19 protein-coding genes are annotated in these 19,107 nt (G+C 37.6%); 13 read left to right on the top strand and 6 right to left on the bottom strand.

The features are described 5' to 3' along the window. Positions 1 to 155: 155 nt before the first annotated feature. From NIZ91_04515 to NIZ91_04535, 5 genes are all read left to right on the top strand, one after another. Positions 156 to 815 carry a YIP1 family protein gene (locus NIZ91_04515; protein USY55923.1) on the top strand — a complete coding sequence of 220 codons (660 nt, stop codon included), beginning with the start codon at positions 156 to 158 and terminating at the stop codon, positions 813 to 815. After that, the gene (locus NIZ91_04520; protein USY55924.1) at positions 815 to 1,936 is read left to right on the top strand and encodes an efflux RND transporter periplasmic adaptor subunit; all 1,122 of its coding nucleotides are present in this window, start codon (positions 815 to 817) and stop codon (positions 1,934 to 1,936) included. Before NIZ91_04515 ends, NIZ91_04520 begins: the two co-directional genes overlap by 1 nt. Then, positions 1,933 to 2,622: an ABC transporter ATP-binding protein gene (locus NIZ91_04525; protein ID USY55925.1), complete on the top strand. Its 690-nt coding sequence runs from the start codon at positions 1,933 to 1,935 to the stop codon at positions 2,620 to 2,622. The genes NIZ91_04520 and NIZ91_04525 overlap by 4 nt, the downstream gene beginning before the upstream one ends. Beyond that, positions 2,619 to 3,815 (top strand): ABC transporter permease, encoded by a 1,197-nt coding sequence (locus tag NIZ91_04530; GenBank protein USY55926.1) that lies wholly within the window; start codon positions 2,619 to 2,621, stop codon positions 3,813 to 3,815. Before NIZ91_04525 ends, NIZ91_04530 begins: the two co-directional genes overlap by 4 nt. 94 nt (positions 3,816 to 3,909) lie before the next feature. Further along, the gene (locus NIZ91_04535) at positions 3,910 to 4,101 is read left to right on the top strand and encodes a hypothetical protein (GenBank protein ID USY55927.1); all 192 of its coding nucleotides are present in this window, start codon (positions 3,910 to 3,912) and stop codon (positions 4,099 to 4,101) included. A 257-nt stretch (positions 4,102 to 4,358) separates the two neighbouring features. Here the strand turns inward: NIZ91_04535 and NIZ91_04540 are convergent, their stop codons facing one another. Beyond that, on the bottom strand, positions 4,359 to 5,204 hold the full coding sequence (locus NIZ91_04540) for a DUF4097 domain-containing protein (GenBank protein USY55928.1): 846 nt from the start codon (positions 5,202 to 5,204) through the stop codon (positions 4,359 to 4,361). Between the two features lie 389 nt (positions 5,205 to 5,593). Here NIZ91_04540 and NIZ91_04545 point away from each other — a divergent pair, with 389 nt between their 5' ends. Next, positions 5,594 to 6,382 carry a LysM peptidoglycan-binding domain-containing protein gene (locus NIZ91_04545; GenBank protein ID USY55929.1) on the top strand — a complete coding sequence of 263 codons (789 nt, stop codon included), beginning with the start codon at positions 5,594 to 5,596 and terminating at the stop codon, positions 6,380 to 6,382. Between the two features lie 36 nt (positions 6,383 to 6,418). On the opposite strand, the gene NIZ91_04550 is transcribed toward NIZ91_04545, so the two are convergent. Beyond that, on the bottom strand, positions 6,419 to 6,616 hold the full coding sequence (locus NIZ91_04550; GenBank protein USY55930.1) for an IDEAL domain-containing protein: 198 nt from the start codon (positions 6,614 to 6,616) through the stop codon (positions 6,419 to 6,421). Between the two features lie 393 nt (positions 6,617 to 7,009). Here NIZ91_04550 and NIZ91_04555 point away from each other — a divergent pair, with 393 nt between their 5' ends. After that, positions 7,010 to 7,174 (top strand): hypothetical protein, encoded by a 165-nt coding sequence (locus NIZ91_04555; protein USY55931.1) that lies wholly within the window; start codon positions 7,010 to 7,012, stop codon positions 7,172 to 7,174. 40 nt (positions 7,175 to 7,214) lie between these two features. On the opposite strand, the gene NIZ91_04560 is transcribed toward NIZ91_04555, so the two are convergent. The 3 genes from NIZ91_04560 to NIZ91_04570 all read right to left on the bottom strand — a co-directional run bounded on the left by NIZ91_04560 (position 7,215) and on the right by NIZ91_04570 (position 10,196). Next, positions 7,215 to 7,448 carry a hypothetical protein gene (locus NIZ91_04560; GenBank protein ID USY55932.1) on the bottom strand — a complete coding sequence of 78 codons (234 nt, stop codon included), beginning with the start codon at positions 7,446 to 7,448 and terminating at the stop codon, positions 7,215 to 7,217. Between the two features lie 134 nt (positions 7,449 to 7,582). Then, a complete protein-coding gene (locus tag NIZ91_04565) occupies positions 7,583 to 8,848 on the bottom strand; it encodes a dicarboxylate/amino acid:cation symporter (protein ID USY55933.1) in 1,266 nt (421 codons plus the stop codon). Between the two features lie 310 nt (positions 8,849 to 9,158). Further along, on the bottom strand, positions 9,159 to 10,196 hold the full coding sequence (locus tag NIZ91_04570; GenBank protein USY55934.1) for a DctP family TRAP transporter solute-binding subunit: 1,038 nt from the start codon (positions 10,194 to 10,196) through the stop codon (positions 9,159 to 9,161). Between the two features lie 135 nt (positions 10,197 to 10,331). Between NIZ91_04570 and NIZ91_04575 the strand changes: the two genes are divergently transcribed. Both NIZ91_04575 and NIZ91_04580 read left to right on the top strand, forming a co-directional pair. Further along, a complete protein-coding gene (locus tag NIZ91_04575) occupies positions 10,332 to 11,909 on the top strand; it encodes a sensor histidine kinase (protein USY55935.1) in 1,578 nt (525 codons plus the stop codon). 26 nt (positions 11,910 to 11,935) lie between these two features. After that, a complete protein-coding gene (locus NIZ91_04580; GenBank protein USY55936.1) occupies positions 11,936 to 12,622 on the top strand; it encodes a response regulator in 687 nt (228 codons plus the stop codon). A 44-nt stretch (positions 12,623 to 12,666) separates the two neighbouring features. On the opposite strand, the gene NIZ91_04585 is transcribed toward NIZ91_04580, so the two are convergent. After that, on the bottom strand, positions 12,667 to 12,855 hold the full coding sequence (locus NIZ91_04585) for a YolD-like family protein (GenBank protein USY55937.1): 189 nt from the start codon (positions 12,853 to 12,855) through the stop codon (positions 12,667 to 12,669). Positions 12,856 to 13,190: 335 nt separating this feature from the next. Here NIZ91_04585 and mmuM point away from each other — a divergent pair, with 335 nt between their 5' ends. The 4 genes from mmuM to NIZ91_04605 all read left to right on the top strand — a co-directional run bounded on the left by mmuM (position 13,191) and on the right by NIZ91_04605 (position 19,069). Continuing rightward, positions 13,191 to 14,120: a homocysteine S-methyltransferase gene (gene mmuM, locus NIZ91_04590; GenBank protein USY55938.1), complete on the top strand. Its 930-nt coding sequence runs from the start codon at positions 13,191 to 13,193 to the stop codon at positions 14,118 to 14,120. Positions 14,121 to 14,971: 851 nt separating this feature from the next. Continuing rightward, positions 14,972 to 15,538, top strand: coding sequence for a hypothetical protein (locus NIZ91_04595; GenBank protein ID USY55939.1), 567 nt, complete (start codon positions 14,972 to 14,974; stop codon positions 15,536 to 15,538). A 273-nt stretch (positions 15,539 to 15,811) separates the two neighbouring features. Next, positions 15,812 to 17,119 carry a CitMHS family transporter gene (locus NIZ91_04600; protein ID USY55940.1) on the top strand — a complete coding sequence of 436 codons (1,308 nt, stop codon included), beginning with the start codon at positions 15,812 to 15,814 and terminating at the stop codon, positions 17,117 to 17,119. Positions 17,120 to 17,479: 360 nt separating this feature from the next. Beyond that, on the top strand, positions 17,480 to 19,069 hold the full coding sequence (locus NIZ91_04605; GenBank protein USY55941.1) for a sensor histidine kinase: 1,590 nt from the start codon (positions 17,480 to 17,482) through the stop codon (positions 19,067 to 19,069). The last annotated feature ends 38 nt before the right edge of the window (positions 19,070 to 19,107 follow it).

Here is a 19,107-nt window from a genome sequence, read left to right on the forward strand (position 1 = left end):
TTTTTGTTGAGTATAAAACTATAAAAGTAAAAATATAGTAAATTAGTAAACTTTATAACATTTTTATGTTAAAATGTTACTTATTTGTTTATAACTTACCAATAGTGCTTGTGAAGGTAAACAAATAAAAATTTATTCAAAAAAGGAGCTATTATATGAATCCAGAAATTGCGACGACCGAGCAGGAGCAGGGTCCAAAGCCGTCCGTATTTAAGTTTATTTTTAGCCCAGGCGCTGAGTTTGACAAAATGAAGCAGCGTCCGGCGATTGTGGCTTCACTCATTCTCGTTATCTTACTAAGTGCCGCGGCATTCGCACTTAGTACCATTACGCCAGAAAACTTGGCTTCTTTACAAGAACTTGGGCTTGAGCCAGATGATTCTATGAAATTGTTTAGTATGATTGGAGCTGGAATTGGAGCGTTAATTGTCACGCCTATTGCGATGTTAATTGGTGCAGGAATTCTTTTACTTATTGTGAAAATCGGAAAAGGAACAGCAAAGTATAAGCATATGTTTAGTTTAACAGCATTCATTACGTTCATTACAATGCTTGGATTATTACTAAATACAGTCATTGCAGTTGTAGCTGGAACAGGAACAAACATAACGTCTTTAAACGGTTTAGTTGGAGCTGAAGGAGCTGTTGGTGGCGTATTGGCAAGCATTGAAATTTTCTCAATTTGGTCGCTAATTTTAACAGCAATGGGTTTACAAAAAGTAGGCGGTTTATCTAAAAAAGCGGCAATTATTATTGCTAGTGTCTTCTTTGTACTGTCTGTTATTTCACAAATTATAGGAAGTGTTATGGCATAATGAAAAAAGGTATCATCATCACAGTTGTTTCTCTCTTAATCGTAGTACTAATTGGCGTAAATGTGTTTAAAGCACAGAAAAGTGAAGACGTACAAGTTAGCGTGACGTCATTAAAAGATATGACGTTGCGCAGTACGGTAATGATCCCAGGTACCCTTAAGCTTGCCGATGAGCAGTATGTGTATTATCAGCCAGAAAATGGTGAGATCGAAGATATTAAAGTCACAGAAGGTACAAGGGTGCAGGTTGGTACACCGCTTGTCACGTATACAAATGATGATTTAGAGCTTGAAAAAGAACAAAATAAACTTGGCGAAAAATCAAATGATCTACAAGTTAGCTCACTAAATAAGCAGATTGCTAAATTAAAAGATAAGCAAAAACAACTTGAAAAAGAACTTCCAAAAGAAGAAGCGAAAGTACAAATCGAAGATGAGCGAACGCAGCTTAATTTAGACCTTGAAACAGCAAAAATTGAAGCTGAACGAAATAAGCTAGAGCGCAAGTCGTTAACAAAGAAAGAAAATAACCTTATTGAAAAGAGTGAATTAGCTGGCACAGTGCTGTCTGTAGATAAAGAAGCTGCTCATAATACAACTGAAGTTCAAAAGCCGCTTATACATATTGGTAATACGGATCAATATTTGGCAACGGGCGTTTTATCAGAATATGATGCTCTTAACATTGAAGTAGGTCAGCCAGTGAAAATTACATCTGACGTAGTGCCGGACAAAGAGTGGGAAGGGTCTGTCCAGCAAATTGATTTTTTGCCACAGCAGTCCGATGCAGCAAGTGGTGGAGACGGAGCGAATCAATATCCAGTACAAGTGAAAGTAACGGATGAAGAGATTAAAAGTATTCGCCCAGGCTTTAAGCTTTTATTAGAAATTGAAACTGAAAGTAAAAAAGCAAAAGCTGTTCCATCAAAAGCGATTGTTAATGAAGGTGATGAGAAATACGTGTATATCGTAAAAGGTGGAAAAGCAGTTAAACGAGAAGTGAAGGTTGGCCAAACAACAAACAAATCAATTGAAATTGTTAAAGGCGTTACAAGTAAAGATCAAATCATCTCAAATCCATCTAATGAACTCGCAGATGGTGTGGAAGTGACAGTAAGATGATTAAACTAGAAAATATCTCTAAAAGCTATTATCTTGGTAAAGAAGAAGTGCCTATCTTAAAAGGAATCGATTTAGAGATTAGAGACGGTGAATTTGTTGCTATTATGGGCCCCTCAGGTTCTGGTAAATCAACCTTAATGAACATTATTGGTTGTTTAGACCGACCAACTTCAGGTGCTTACTTTTTGAATGAACTTGAGATTTCAACGTACAGCGATGATCAGCTAGCTAAGGTTCGAAATGAACAGCTTGGATTTGTGTTTCAGCAATTCCAGCTGTTGCCACGGTTAAAAGCTGTGGAAAATGTAGAGCTGCCGATGGTCTATACGGGCATATCTCGAAAAGAGCGACGAGAGCGTGCTGAAGCTGCGCTGTTAAAGGTAGGGTTAGGTGAAAGAATCAACCATTTACCAAATGAGTTATCCGGTGGGCAAAAGCAGCGTGTTGCCATTGCTCGTGCTATTGTTAATAAGCCTAGCCTCATTTTAGCGGATGAGCCGACCGGAGCGCTTGATACGAAAACAAGCGTATCGATTATGGAGGAATTTGCTGCTTTAAACAAAGAAGGAACAACCGTAGTGGTGATTACTCATGAGCCAGAAGTGGCTGAATATGCTTCAAGAACAATATTAGTTCGTGATGGAAATATCGTTGCGTACAACGGTAAGGAGAGTCTTGAACTATGAGCATGATGGAAAATATTCGCATGGCTTTGGCGTCGGTTGTTGCTCATAAATTACGCTCCATCTTGACGATGCTCGGTATTATTATCGGAGTTGCGGCAGTTATTATTGTAGTGGCAATTGGGCAAGGTGGAGAACAGATGCTTAAATCGCAAATTACAGGCGATAGCAATACGGTTGAGCTAATGTATGAACCTTCAGAGGAAGAAATCCAAACAAATCCAAACATTTGGGAGCAGGCGTTTTTTACGTCACAAGATATTGATAATCTAGGCAAGTTACCAGGTGTTGAAAACGTTGTGGCATCTCTGCAGGAAATGATGTCGGTCCGTTATAAAGAAGATACGCTAGATACAACGGTATATGCTATTAACCAGTCGTATTTGGACGTAAATGACGTAAAAGTTGCACAGGGACAAAGCCTAACCGATGGTGATTTCTTGTCCGGTAACCGAGTTGCCCTTATCAGTGATGAGTTAAATAAGGAAATGTTTAAAGATAGCAGTGGTATTGGTGAAATCATTTGGGTGAAAAATCAGCCAATTGAAGTTGTAGGAATCTTAGAAAAGCCAACCGGTATATTAGGGTCCTTTGGCATGATGGAAGTGTATATGCCAAGCAACACGTATAAATCAAGCTTTGGAAAAGTAGACTATACGTCTGTAAGCCTTCAAGCTTCTAATCCGGATGAACTACAAGCCGTTGGAGAGAGCGCAGCAAATCTATTAAATGAAACGTATGGAACAGAAGATTCCTACACGGTTATGAACATGGAAGCTATTGCAGATGGTATTGGTCAAGTCACAACCATTATGACAACCATTATTGGTTCAATTGCGGGAATCTCATTATTAGTTGGTGGCATTGGCGTTATGAATATCATGCTTGTATCGGTTACAGAACGAACAAGAGAAATTGGTATTCGTAAAGCTCTAGGTGCAACCAAAAGGCAGATCTTAACACAGTTCTTGATTGAATCAATGACGTTAACGTTAATTGGTGGTGTCGTTGGTATTTTACTTGGAGCAGGCGGTGCTTCTATCGTTTCTATGTTTGCAGGATGGCCACCGTTAATTTCATGGCAAATTATTGTCATTGGACTATTGTTCTCTATGACAATCGGCGTGATCTTTGGAATGCTTCCAGCAAACAAAGCAGCCAAGCTCGATCCAATTGAAGCATTAAGGTATGAATAAAGAAGAAAATCACTCAAAACCAGAGTGATTTTCTTTTTTTAGAAGAATTTATAATATAATAGAAGAAAAGGGGATATGAACAGGGGGAGAGAGGATGACTATTTCAATTTTTCTTATTATGTTTGTGGGAATTATTTCGCTAGTCGGAACGATATGGATTGCAAATAACGATGACAAACAGTATAAAAAGACTGGAAAGAAACGAATTCGGAACTTATCATTTATTTATGTAGCGCTGCTAGTAGGTTCTGCGATTGCCGTTGCTGTTTATATTGTGAATATTTAATTGTGAAGCTATGTTAACTTCAAACTTCAATTTTCACATAGTAGAGGTTACTGAACTAACATATTTGAAGAAGAGGTTAAACTGTTGTGGTCGCTAGCTAAAGTATTTCAGTAAACTAGATATCCGAACGATTGCTACCTGCAATTGTTCGGATATTTTGTTGATTACGAAAACAAATTAAAAAAGCGAGTGTCTGTAACACAATGAATATGTTCTCACAGCCATGCTTTTTCTTTGAGATGAAAAACTGCATTGCTTTATCGTAAATTAAAATCTCCGCTTGAGACATCTACGTCCATTCGATGCGTACCTTTCCCATTTGTAGCTTCAATTTTACCTTCTTGTTCTTTGATTGTTTTAAAGTTAAACCGGTTATGAATATCTCCTACGCTCGCTTTAGCTTGTAGCGTAATATCAGCTTTAGGTGGCAGCGTAACGGTCATATCCCCAGAACTAACGTGAGCTTTAATCGAGTCAACCACTCTATTTATAGAAATAGAAGCATCTCCTGAAGATACGTGAGAATTCAATTTTCCTTCGTAGTTTTTAATCGCAAGATCTCCTGACTGTACATCAATTGAGCCTTCTTTGGTTCGCACTTTGTTGACTATGAGATCTCCTGAGGAAACATTGATGTCTAATTTATCTGCATCGATTCCTTGAATAACAGTATAGCCAGATTGTACTTTAATCGAAAAACTATCAAGTGATAAAGAGGTTTCGTTAAATTCTACATCTCCTGAACCAACGTTTAACTCTAAATGATTGCTGTATTCTTTTGGAATATAAATTGTTAGTTTACTACTATTTCCAAATGAAAAGAACGAAAAAGGCTTATTCTTATACGTAACGGTAATTGTTTTTCCGTTGCGCTGAACATTTACTTTTCCCTTGCCTTGTAAATCCGCTTTTACTTCTTTTCCATTGTACTCTTCAACGACTGTATTCACATTTGCAGTTTCAAGCTTAATACTTTCAATAGAATTTGTTAGAACTGCTTCGGTTTTTGATAATCCCAATGTCCATGTAGATGTGGTAAATGGATTAGTTAAAAGAAAAGCAGCACCAATAAATATTAGAACTAAAAACAATAATCTTTTCATGCTTCACCCTGCTTTCAATTTTATAAAGAAATAAGATACATAACTAATTTTATCCATTTTGTGGTAGTTAATCAATGGCCCGAGGAATGAACTATAGGTAAGACCTGAGATGTAGTTAGAGATTGGTAGATGTTTACTTATTTTTCTAAAATAATGAATGAAATTCAGTTAGTGAAAGGTAAAAGTGAAAATAATCCATAAAATTCAAGTAACAGTCATAAAAATGTTAGTTTTATTACGAATTTTAAAGGAATTATATGGTTTGTAATATTATTATTTCTCTTGTAAGAAACTTAATCCAATCTGAACAAATGTTACCCATTCTTTCAATGAAATTGGCTTTCTCTATGCTAAGATAATGTCAGGTTATTTTTTCGGGAGGTATTTTTATGAAAAAAGGAAAATTGACAAAGTGGGTCATTACATCAGCTGCATCACTTTCATTTTTTGCAGTACAAGGAACGGCTGCATCAGCAGCATCTCATAAAGTATCGACAGGAGATACGCTGTGGAAGCTTAGTCAACAAGAAGGCGTATCCGTAGATGAACTAAAACAAGCAAATAATCGTACGAACGATATGATTTATGTTGGAGAAGTCCTAACAATTCCAGAAAAAGAGACGGTACATACGGTAGTACAAGGTGAGACATTGTTTAGTATTTCACAGACATATAATACAAGCGTAGATCGTTTGAAAGACTTAAACGGATTACAAAGTGATCTTATTAATGTAGGGCAACAGCTAGTGGTAACAGGAGAAAGAGCTTCTGAAGCAGCACCAGCACCACAGCCTACAGATGTAGGAGTTGCGGAAGCAGAAAAAGATTTATTAGCAAGATTAGTAGAAGCAGAAGCGAAAGGTGAACCGTACCAAGGTAAAGTAGCGGTAGCAACCGTGGTTATGAACCGCGTATCGTCACCAGAATTCCCTAACAGCATTACAGAGGTGATTAATCAGCCTTTAGCTAACGGCGGCTACGAGTTTTCTCCAGTCGGCAATGGAACAATTAATCAGCCTGCTTCTGATGAGTCAAGACGTGCAGTAGAAGAAGCGCTAGCAAATCCAGATCATCAAAACCCTGCGCTGTTTTTCTATAATCCGCAGATTGCAACAAATTCGTGGCTAGAAACAAAGCAGGTAACAGCAGTTATCGGAAATCATGTATTTGCTAAATAAAAAGAAGCGAGGACATCCTCGCTTCTTTTTTATTGCTTATAGGTATGCTTGTAGCTGTTGCGATAGTTTAAGAAATTCCTGTTTGTTGCGATTTAATAAGGCATGATCAATTTCTTTTTGAAGCTGTTGTTTTTGAAACATCCGAAGCGCATGGTCTAATACCATTTCAGCCGTTAATGAGTTCATTGTATCTTCTTCATTTTGTTTCTGGATATGATTCAAATGTTTTTCCACGGGGAAATCAACTCCTCAGAAATTTTTAATTACCTGTTCATGCTATAAGCTATGCGATGTTTCTAAAAATGGTTCGTAGTTCACAGCGCATATGGGGAGATAAGAAAGTCATATAAAATCGAATTGAGTAAAGATAATTGTACTATAACAGAATGTATATATCAACATTGTTATATAATTGATTGTCGTCTTTTTTTGACAAAAATCTATGGTCTAAACAAGGATGTTCTACCATAAGCGACCCTCTTATTCTTTATGAGTGTTTCCGATATTCCATTTGCTTATTCGCATTATTCTATTTGTTTATTGTACATAGAGGGTAGTATTCGTGTAAGATATGTATAAACATCAATATTGAAAGCGCTAACATTAATTGTGAGAGGGGAACATACAATGTCATTGCTTACATTGAAACGCTATGTTTTAAGTGAAAGGGATCGTGAAAAATTGGAAGATGCATTGCTTACTAGCTTTCCAGAATGTGAATCTGTTGTGTGGCATTTAGATGATGTAGAGCTTGGAAAGTTGTATCACGAAAAAATGCAAATAAAAGCTTAATTATAAAAAAAGGGCAACGTTTCATCAGAAAACGTTGCCTTTATTCTTGCTTGGACGAATCAATGCCGTATGCAAAGGGAACTAATGCACAAATTAAAGCAGCAGTGAGTTCAAACGTGAGCTGTAAACCGTTAAGTTCATGGCTTTGAAACATTGAAATTTTTTCTACTGTACCAAATACAATAAAACCTAAAATAAGATAGCGTGCAATCCAAATCGCTTGTCGATAAGAAAGCAAGCCTTGTTTTAAATGTGCTGTAATAGTCTGAATCATGCTTTTTCCTCCCTACCCAAACTAGTTATCTTTTAAACCTATTTTTATTGTAACAAATTATTTGATATTTTTAATTATTTAATGTTTTCCATTCAAAAAAAAACCTTCCTCAATTAGCTGAGGAAGGTTCATTTTTATTTTGCGACTGGTAGTGAAGAATCTGGACTTTGAGTTGGAACTGGCGGATGAAATTCATTTTCCATTTTTGAAACAACAACGGTTGCAACACCGTTTCCAATTAAATTTGTAATAGCACGAGCTTCAGACATAAAGCGATCCACACCAATTAATAATGCAAGGCCTTCAACAGGAATCATTGGGAAGGCTGCTAATGTTGCTGCTAGGGTAATGAAACCAGAACCCGTTACGCCAGCGGCACCTTTTGATGTTAACATTAACACACCTAATAATGTTAATTCTTGCCAAATTGTTAAGTCAACGCCATACGCCTGCGCAATAAAAATTGCTGCCATTGATAGGTAAATAGACGTTCCATCAAGGTTGAATGAATAACCAGTAGGGATAACAAGGCCTACAACAGATTTAGAGCACCCATATTGTTCCATGCGATTCATCATTTTTGGTAAAGCTGATTCAGATGATGATGTACCAAGCACTAGTAAAATTTCTTCTTTAATAAACGCAATGAATTTTAGAATGCTAAACCCATAAAATTTAGCAATTGCACCTAAAACAAAAATGATGAATAAAAACATCGTGATATAAACAGAGCCCATTAATTTACCAAGTGAAACGAGTGAACCGATTCCAAAGTTACCAATTGTATAAGCCATTGCTCCAAAAGCAGCGATTGGAGAAATCTTCATAATCATATTAACGATTCCAAAGAAAATATCGGTTACGCGTTCAAAGAACGTAATAACGGGAGCTGCTTTGTCACCGAGAGCTGCTGTTGCAAGCCCAAATAATACGGCAAAGAATAAAATTGGAAGAAGTTCTCCGTTAGCCATTGCTCCAAAGACGCTGTCTGGAATAATGCTCATTATAAAGTCCATAAATCCATGCTCAGCTTCAGCTGCTTGCTTCGTATATTGTGAGACATCAGCTCCCTGTGCTCCGCTTATGTTAAAGCCCTCACCAGGTTTTACGAAATTAACAACGATGATGCCGATGGCTAAAGCAAAAGTTGTGACGATTTCAAAATATAGAAGTGCTTTACCTCCAATACGCCCAACCTTCTTCAAATCACCCATACCGCCAATTCCAATTACAACTGTTAAAAAAATAATGGGTGCGATAACCATTTTAATCAGTTTAATAAAGATGTCAGCCAAGACTTTCAGCTGTGCACCGAATTCTGGGAAAATAAACCCAACCATGATTCCTAAGATAATACCAATAATAACGCGAACTGTTAGGTTTTTAAAATTAATCTTCATCTTTCATCCCCCTTGACTCATGTATTGATAACGTTTTCATTAATCTTGTAAACTTATAGTACCGCATATGAAAGGGGGGTGGAATTTCTGGTGATAATGGTCTTTTTGTTCATTAAGTTCTTAGAATTTTCATAGAAAAGAGTTTGAGACATGACAAAATGAGTAATTTTAAAAGGCACACAATAGATGTTCCCATCTGTTTCTAAAATAGTTTTCCAAATCAACAAAAACCCTGACCAATTAAAAGTTGTAAACTCTCAATCAGTTAGGGATAGTAGGGGGTGAACTGCCTATGTCTCAGTCTCTCTAATCACTTCTTATATGTTTCTTCCACAATCTCTTTTGTTAATCGCTTTTCAAATTCTGTGTAAAGGGGAGTAAAGCGCTGTTTCCATCTCGCTTTTTCTTGCTCTGTTAGGTAGTGAACTTGAATAGTAGACTCCCGTTTAATTTTTTCGAGCTGCTGATCATTCATTTCTTTCGAGTGTTCCCACATCCAAGCTGTTGTTTCATCCATTGCATTTGAAAGAAGAAGCTGAACATCGGAAGGTAAGCTGTTCCAATAGTTTTCGTCCATCATTACAGTGTAACCTAAGTAGCCGTGGTTACTAATGGTCATATACTGCTGTAACGTATATAGACGCTTTGAATAGATATTTGAAATAGTATTTTCTTGACCATCAAACTCCTGCTTTTCAAGTGACTCGTATACTCGGTTAAATGTAGCAGTGGTAGGTTTAGCCTCCAGAAGTTCAAACTGTTTTTTGATAACTTCGCTTGGCATAATGCGAAAACGTTGACCTTTAAAGTCATCTGGTACAGCTAGCTTCTTTTGATTACTCGTCATTTGTTTAAATCCGTTGTTCCAGAATGCTAGTCCTTTTAAATTCTCTTTTTTGAGAGATGCTTGCAGACTTTTTCCAATTTGACCATTTAAAGCTGTCTCAACTTCACCTTCATCTTTAAACATAAATGGGAGGTCAAAAAGTAGCCAATCTTCGTTTATATCTGCAAGCTTTGAGAAAGAAGGAGCAATCATTTGAACGTCATTTCGCCTTAAAGCATCTACTTCTTCTGTATCAGAATAGAGCACACCATTTGAAAAAACTTCAACTTTAACTTTGCCATTTGATCTTTCATTAACAATCTTGGCAAATTTTTGCGCTGCTAACCCTTTTGGGGTATTCTCAGCTACAACATGACTAAAATTAATGACGATTTGCTCATCTAGTCCTTGTTGTTCATCATCTCTATAGACGTGTTCTGAATGTAAAAAAGAAGGAGGGAAAAGTAAAATGTAAATAAAGAAAGCGCTAACAAATAAAGCTGTGATAATAAATACTCGCATAAGCTTTTACTCTCAGCTCCTTGCATCTCAATGAGAAGAATTATAATCTTATGATTTATTTTACCACGCAGATTTAGAGCATGGTAAAATAAATAAAGATGACATAGTTGAGAAAGAAGAGGGATTTTGGGCTTTATGAATCGATTTTCAATGCAAACGAAGATGACTGCCTTAATCTTCTTTATTATCGTCTTTGCGCTGTTTTTAGCTGGTATTGTCGTCATCAAAGAATTTATTGAATTAAAGGAAGAAGACTTGAGGCAGCGAGCGCTCGTGACATCAAGAACCGTCGCTGAAATGACGGAGGTTAGTGAAAAGATAACGGGAGATGAACAAAAAAGGCAGAAAATTAACACAATAGTAGATCCCATTCGAATTATTCACGGAGCAGATTACATAGTCGTGCTTGATATGAAAAAGACAAGGCTCTCTCATCCGGTCAACGCTATGATTGGTACGAAATCGCACGGAGAAGATGAAGGACAAGCATTTGCTGAACATACGTATACTGATAAAGCCAAAGGGGAGAGAGGGACTGTCATACGCTCGCTCGTTCCCATTATTAATCATCATCACGAACAGGTTGGTGTCGTGATTAGTGGCTATCTATTACCAACCTTTTCTGAAGTTATTCGTAGTGTAAAGAAGGAAATCTCTATCATCAGCTCTTTAATTTTACTGTTTGGAGGATGGGGAGCTTGGGTATTAGCTTCTCACATAAAAAAGCAAATGTTTGAGCTAGAGCCAGATGAGATTGCACGGCTGTTTGTTGAGCGAACTGAAACGTTTAATGCTATGCATGAAGCTGTAATTGCCATAGATAAAGATGAATATATTACTATTTTTAACGATAAGGCAAAAGCAATCATGAATATTCATGATGAAGTGATTGGACAATCAATCTATGATGTGATTCCAGATACGCGCTTACCAGAAATCCTACAGCTAAATCAACCGGTATATAATAAAGAGCTTCAAGTGCGTAATTTAACCATTCTAAGTAATCGTGTTCCCATAAAGGTAAAAGGAGAAACGGTGGGAGCGGTTGCGGTTTTCCAAGACCGAACAGAAGTAAAAAAACTTGCTGAAGAGTTAACCGGAGTAAAAGCATTTGTAAGCGCGCTTCGCGTACAGAGTCACGAGTACATGAACAAGCTGCATACTATTGCGGGATTAATCCAGCTAGGAAATAACGAGAAAGCGTTAGAGTATGTTTTCGAAGTTTCAGAAAAGCAAGGAGAACTGACGAACTTTTTGCACAAGAACATTAAAAATGAAAGCGTATCAGGACTGTTAATTAGCAAAGTAAGCAGAGGGAAAGAGCTGGGAATTACGTTAACCATTGATAAGCACAGCTATTTAGAAACATTTCCTAAACATTTAGATCACCATGACTTTGTTGTTGTTATCGGAAATTTGATTGAAAACGCTTTCGATTCTTACGTTGACTCATTCCAGGATGATAAAGAAGTTTATGTAAGTATTGAACAAACAGAAGACGTATTATCAATTTTGGTAGAGGATAACGGGTGCGGCATGACAGAAGAAGAGGTGAAACATATTTTTGAAGAGGGTTTTTCAACAAAAGCAAAAGAAAACCGAGGTATCGGACTTTATTTAATTTATCAAATCGTTCAAAAAGGCAATGGAGATATTTCGGTTGAAACAGAGCATGGGCATGGAACAGCGTTTACCATTACATTCGTAGTGTAGGTTATAAGCGAAAAGGGGATGGAAGCATGACGAAAAGCCAATGGAAGGTACTTGTGATTGAAGATGATTTAATGGTACAAGAAGTAAATAAGCAATTCATCGAGCAGGTAGAAGGATTTGTAGTAACAAGTGTGGCATCAAATGGCGTAGAAGGGTTACGAATGATTGAAAAAGATCTTCCTGATTTAATCATAATTGATATGTATATGCCTCACCAAGATGGAATTACTACCCTCCAAAAAATTCGCTCAAAAGGTTATCAGTCTGATGTAATTGCGGTCACAGCGGCCAGTGATAGTGAAACGATAAAGCGTGTATTACAATACGGCGCGGTGGATTACATTATGAAGCCATTTAAGTTTGAGCGTATGAAGCAAGCATTAGAAAATTATCGACAGCGCCAAAACAAACTAGGAAAAAGCCAAACCATTACGCAAGATGAAGTGGATACCCTGTTATTTAAAACAGCCTCTGAGAAAAGCACAATGTTACCCAAAGGACTGAACACAATTACATTAGCTGGAATAAGGTCATATTTACATAGTCAAACAGATCCGATTTCAGCAGAAGAAGTTGCAGAAGGAATGGGTATCGCAAGAGTTACAGCTCGTCGCTATTTGGAGTATTTAGATCAAGAAAAAGAAGTTGAGCTTTACGTTGAGTATGGACGAGTGGGCAGGCCTGTTAATCGCTATTTACTACAACAAAAATAGTCGCAAAAAAAAAGACCGGTTCTTTGCTAGACCGGCCTCTTTAGCTATGATTCATAGATTTCTTTAATTCCTGACAAGCGTAAAGATAACGTGTTGTGATTTTCATCCTGTAAAGATAATGTTTGCTCGACTAGGTTTAACTGTTTTACTTTTCCTTTGAAAGTCTCTAATAAACCATCACGATAATAATTAACTGTCACAGAACCGTTTTTTCGTAAAGCTTTTAAAATCATTAGATAATCTCCTCTCATGGTATGTTTTATTTATGAAAACCGAAGTAAAATGTAAGCGTTTTTTTATCTACTCTTAGTATACACAAAAATAGAAAGCGTTTTCACTTGAAAATTGAACACTTTGTGAAATTTTGCACAGTTATTTTTAAAAAGGCTTTTCACACTGTTAATCTTACCTTTTCTTTATGAAATTCAAGTGAAAAAACTGTTAATCTCATGTTAAGAGTTTGTTACCTAAAGGTTTCCTTGACAAACACCTTCGCCTCTATTAGACTGTTCAACATATTTGAAATAATCTGAAAGGTGGCTTTAAAAGAGTTTAAACTCTACATCCTATGAACCCAATTCAACATATTTTACATACACACCCTCTTGTTGTGCTCGACGGCGCATTAGCCACAGAATTAGAACGATACGGCTGTGATTTAAATGACAGCTTATGGTCAGCGAAAGTGTTAGTTGAACAACCAGAAGCCATTAAACAAGTACATAAAGATTATTTTGTAGCAGGAGCTGACTGTGCGATAACGGCTAGCTATCAAACAACAATTGAAGGTTTTGCAAAGCGCGGTATTAATAAAGCAGACGCGGTTCGTTTAATGAAGCTCTCTGCCCAGTTAGCGATTGAGGCAAGAGATGAATTTTGGCAAAACAATCAAACTGCCGCTCGACCAAAACCATTAGTAGCAGGCTCTGTAGGACCATACGGAGCATACTTGGCAGATGGATCTGAGTATACGGGAAACTATAGCTTAACAGAAGAAGAGCTCATGAATTTCCATCGTCCTCGCATAAAAGCATTACTTGAAGCTGGTGTGGATTTATTAGCCTGTGAGACAATTCCAAGTTTACAGGAAGCAAAAGCAATCGTGCGGGTGCTTAAAGAGTTTCCCGATGCTTATGCGTGGATTAGCTTCAGTGCCAAAGATGAAGAACACATCAGCAATGGAACAGCGGCTGCAGCATGTGCAGAGTGGCTCGACTCGCATGAACAAGTGATAGCGATAGGCATTAACTGCACGCCTCCTCAGTACGTAAAAAGCCTAGTTCACAACATGAAAGCAAACACGAAGACACCGATTCTGGTATATCCTAACTCTGGTGAACAGTATGATCCAACAAGCAAAACGTGGAGTGGATCAGAAGCACAGCAGTCCTATCAGTGCTTTGCATCCGACTGGCGCCAAGCGGGAGCACAGCTTATTGGTGGCTGTTGCCGAACAACTCCTGAAGACATTGAATCAATTACAAAGCTCACAAGGTAACACGAAAAGACATCTTTGCTAGGCGAAGGTGTCTTTTTTAGTTTATGACGGGAAATCAGAAAGTAGAACATATATAGAAGTAAAGCCAAAGGGTAATATGATATTTTACAGCGTGCTCTTTGTAAATCATACCAAGTAAAGGGTGTTTTTAGAATAGAAGAGTAACCTTATTAAGTTTTTCCCTATCCAAAAGCCTCGTGATTGAAATGAAAGGTGCGCCACTCCAACAGGATTAGCGGGCCAGATGAGGCCCCGCAGTTTACGAGGAGGCTCAGCGCTCGCCCTGCGGAAAGGAAGCAACCTGAAATGGAAATCACGCTAGGTAAAGGGTGTTTTTAGAATAGAAGAGTAACCTTATCAAGTTTTTCCCTATTCAAAAGCCTCGTGATTGAAATGAAAGGTGCGCCACTCCAGCAGGATTAGCGGGCCAGGTGAGACCCCGCAGTTTACGAGGAGGCTCAGCGCTCGCCCTGCGGAAAGGAAGCAATCTGGAATGGAAATCACGCTAGGTAAAGGGTGTTTTTAGAATAGAAGAGTAACCTTATTAAGTTTTTCCCTATTCAAAAGCCCCGTGATTGAAATGAAAGGTGCGCCACTCCAGCAGGATTAGCGGGCCAGGTGAGACCCCGCAGTTTACGAGGAGGCTCAGCGCTCGCCCTGCGGAAAGGAAGCAACCTGAAATGGAAATCACGCTAGGCAGAGAACACGTGCTTTCCCCCTCTAAAAACAAATCAAATCTGACATAACTAAATATAATAGCTAACGATAAAAAAACGATATTTTAACTATGGCTATAAATATCATATAGTTAAGGTAACAAAGAATTAATCGATTGTAGAGGAGGCGACAAGATGTTTTGGAAAAAAGATGAACCTGTAGCTGTTCATGGTGTACTTTTTTACGGATTGCTGAGTAAAAAGCAACGAGCAATTCTCAAAGAAATTGAAAAAGTTACTCCTCCTGAAGCCTGGAACGGTGTAAAGGGCGTTTATTGCCTTGGCAGTGTTAAGGTACAAGGGAGAGACGTTCTGGGCGTTTATTATGGACAATTTCCAAAGCAAACCTCCGCAAAGAAGCAGGCGCTACACTTTGAAATTAACTATAAAAAATACACAGTAAAGGAATGTCCAATTGTCTTTATTGACACCATGAAAAACAAAAAAGCTCATCAGTTTGCTTTCATTGTTCTTCATGAACTAGGCCATCACGTAGATCGAACTCAAAATCAAGTTGTATTAAGAGAGGGAAACAAGCAGCAAGAACTGTTTGCAAACACATATGCAATTGAACATTTTTTACAGATAGAAGGAATGGAATCCAAGCAGCTATATAACATTCCTTATCTTCAAGAAGCAATTCAGCAATATCAACAAGTGCATTCTCCACTACGCTCTCCGTTTACTCTTCGTGTTGAATAACAAACCTACTCCTATCTATGTTTTAAAAGTCATGAACAAAAAGGATTTAATTATATAAAAAGTTTTAAAAGTATTTATATGACGAATTATTTACAGCGAACCGAATCTTAAATTATGATTATTTTAAGAAAAAACAGAAAATTAAGGTGCTGTAAAAACAGAAGCTAGTGTAACTGGCAGTTCAATGTTTAACATCATGTAAATACAGATAAAACCATGGCTTTGTCACCTTTAATGAAAGCGTATACAAAACAAAGGGGTAGGGGGATTTATATGTTAGCAATACTTGGTTTTGCAATGGTATGTACCTTCATGTTTTTAATTATGACAAATCGCTTAACACCATTAATTGCACTGATGGTTATTCCCGTTATATTTGCAATCATTGGTGGATTTACAACAGATATAGGTGAAATGGCGTTAGCCGGTGTGAAGGAATTAGCACCAACGGGCGTAATGCTCATGTTTGCTATTTTGTACTTTGGTATTATGATTGATGCAGGTTTATTTGATCCAGTCGTAGGTAAGATTTTAAAGATTGTTAAAGGGGATCCACTGAAAATTACGGTTGGTACAGCCATCCTTGTTCTAACTATTTCGTTAGACGGTGACGGAACAACTACATATATGATTACGCTCTCTGCAATGCTACCACTTTATAAAAAGCTAAACATGAGTACGATGATGTTAGCCTGTATTGCCATTATGGGAAGCGGGGTTATGAACTTAACGCCTTGGGGTGGCCCAACTGCTCGTGCGATGAGTGCATTAAACCTAGATGCTTCTCAAGTATTTACACCGTTAATTCCAGCAATGGTTGGAGGAGCAATTTGGGTTATTTTCACTGCTTACTTGTTTGGTAAAAAAGAACGTCAACGCTTAGGGGTAATAGATTTGAAGGATATTTCACCTGTACAAGTTGCGTTTGCAGAGCAAGCAGCAGCAGTGGAACAGCCAAGCAATAAGCGACCAAAATTACTCTATGTGAACCTTGGTTTAACAATTTTATTAATGGTTGGGTTAATTAGTGGAATCATGCCTTTACAAATCTTATTTATGATAGCGTTTGCTATTGCGATTATGATTAACTATCCAAACTTAGAAACACAAAAAGAGCGAATTACTGCTCATGCCGGTAACGTACTAGCCGTTGTATCACTGGTTTTCGCAGCAGGGATCTTTACAGGAATTTTATCTGGTACAAAAATGGTTGATGCGATGGGCAATAGCTTAGTGTCGCTTATTCCAGATGCATTGGGACCTTACATGTCAGTCATCACAGCTATTACAAGCATGCCGTTTACATTCTTTATGTCAAATGATGCTTACTATTATGGGATTCTACCAATTATCGCACAGGCAGCAGCAACATATGGAATTGATGCAGCTGAAATTGCTCGTGCGTCATTAATTGGTCAGCCCGTTCACTTACTCAGTCCACTTGTTGCTTCTACATATCTATTAGTAGGTATGGCAAAAGTTGACCTTGGAGAATTCCAACGCTACACGTTAAAGTGGACAATTGGTACATCAATGGTCATGCTGCTTGTTGCTATTATTACAGGAGTCATCACCTTATAACATGAGAACTTATTCGCTTTCAAGCGGGTAAGTTCTTTTCTATATAATGAATAGATGAACTCAAGCTACAAAAGATAGTCTACTTCAATAAGAATGCTTTGAAATAATTAAGAAGGCAATAGAGTTCTTATCTTGAAGCTTCAAAGTAAAGGGACTCTTTTAAACTACCAAAAGAATGAAAAGTTCTCATTAAAAGTCAACTTAATAAAAAAGCCGTGATTGTAATTTTTATTAGTAGTGGTCCTTCCTTATCTGAAGTAGGGATTTCATATTTATAAAAGTCAGACAAATCAAAACGTAAGATAAAAACTTTGGTAGAATAAAAGAGGAGTGCAAATAGAAGAAGGATGTCAAACTAGAATGAAAAAAACAATTTCCATTTCGTTAGAAACAAAAACAGTTGGTCTGACCGTGGGTTTGGTCCTGCTTGTGGTTACGTTACTTGCTAGTATATTTTCTTATATGCAAGCAGTCGAATCAAAAAAGCAAGCGGAACAACTAGCTTTGCAGGCTGCCAAATCAATTTCCTTTATGCCAGAGGTCAAACAAGCTTTCAATGATAAGAATCCTTCAAAGGTCATTCAGCCTTTAGCAGAGCAAGTGCGTGAACAAATTGGTGCCGAAGCGGTTATCGTTGAAAACCGAAAAAAAGCCATTTATTCACCTGACGATGAGAAAATAACAGACCGCCAATCTAATGCAAGTTCGAACTACCGTGCGCTTATGTTTGGAGGGTACTATACGCTAGAAGGCATGGGAACTTCCGGTCTATCTATTATGGGGAAAGCTCCGGTGATTAGCGAAGAAGGAAACTACCGCGAAATTATTGGTGTCGTTACCGTAGAGTTTTTAGAGCGAGACGTTCATGCTCATTTAATTAAACGCATCCAACAAATTATATTTTACGCTTTTCTTGTGCTTCTTCTTGGAATTGTTGGGGGAGTCTTGCTCGCCAAAAGCATTAAGAAAGATACTCTTGGATTAGAGCCAAACGAAATTGCTTCTCTGTATCGAGAGCGTAGTGCGATTTTGCGGTCAATAAAAGAAGGCATTATCGCCATTGATGCGAAAGGTCGAATTACGATGATGAATACATCAGCGAGGCATATGCTTGGCTTACAGGATAACTATATACCAAAGTCTATTATTGAAGTATTTCCTTATACAAACATGATGCGAGTGTTGGTAGATGGGCAAGCGCAAAATGATCAAGAAATTCGCTTTCATAATAAGCTTTTCATTTTAAATTTACTGCCCATTATTGAAAATGACAAAATCGTTGGTGTAGTAGCAAGTTTCCGCGATAAAACAGAGCTGAATCATTTAATTCATACGCTAGGAGAAGTACGAAGATACTCTGAGGACTTACGAGCACAAACACATGAATTTACAAACAAGCTTTATGTGCTGTCTGGACTGCTTCAGCTGGGGGAGTATGATGAAGCCTTTGAATTTATTCAAAAAGAATCCAATGCGCACCAAACGCAAAATCGGATTTTATTTCATCAAATCTTGGATGCTAAAGTACAAGCTGTGCTATTAGGCAAGATGGGAAAAGCGTCTGAAAAGAAAGTAGAGTTTACTATTGCGGAAGATAGCTTATTAAAAGAGTTACCTTCGCATATTGATGTCTCACACTTAATCATCATTATTGGAAACCTAATTGATAATGCTTTTGATGCAGTCAGTGCGCAAGAGGATAAGCAAGTCTCATTTTTTATTACAGATATTGGTCAAGATATCATTATTGAAGTAAGTGATAATGGAAGTGGAATTTCAGAAGATATAATTGATAAATTGTTTTCAAAAGGGTTTTCAACGAAAGGACAAAACCGAGGATATGGACTTTCAAATGTAAAAGAAATGATTAATGAGCTTCAGGGTTGGATTGACATTCATCCTGAAGAAGAAGGTACCACATTCTCCGTTTATCTACCGAAGCGAAAGTAAACGCAATTGGAATGAGAGAAAATCAAACAAAGGAGAGA

The organism is Bacillus sp. 1780r2a1, from assembly GCA_024134725.1.
In the GTDB taxonomy this organism is placed as follows: Bacteria; Bacillota; Bacilli; order Bacillales; family Bacillaceae_H; genus Priestia; species Priestia aryabhattai_A.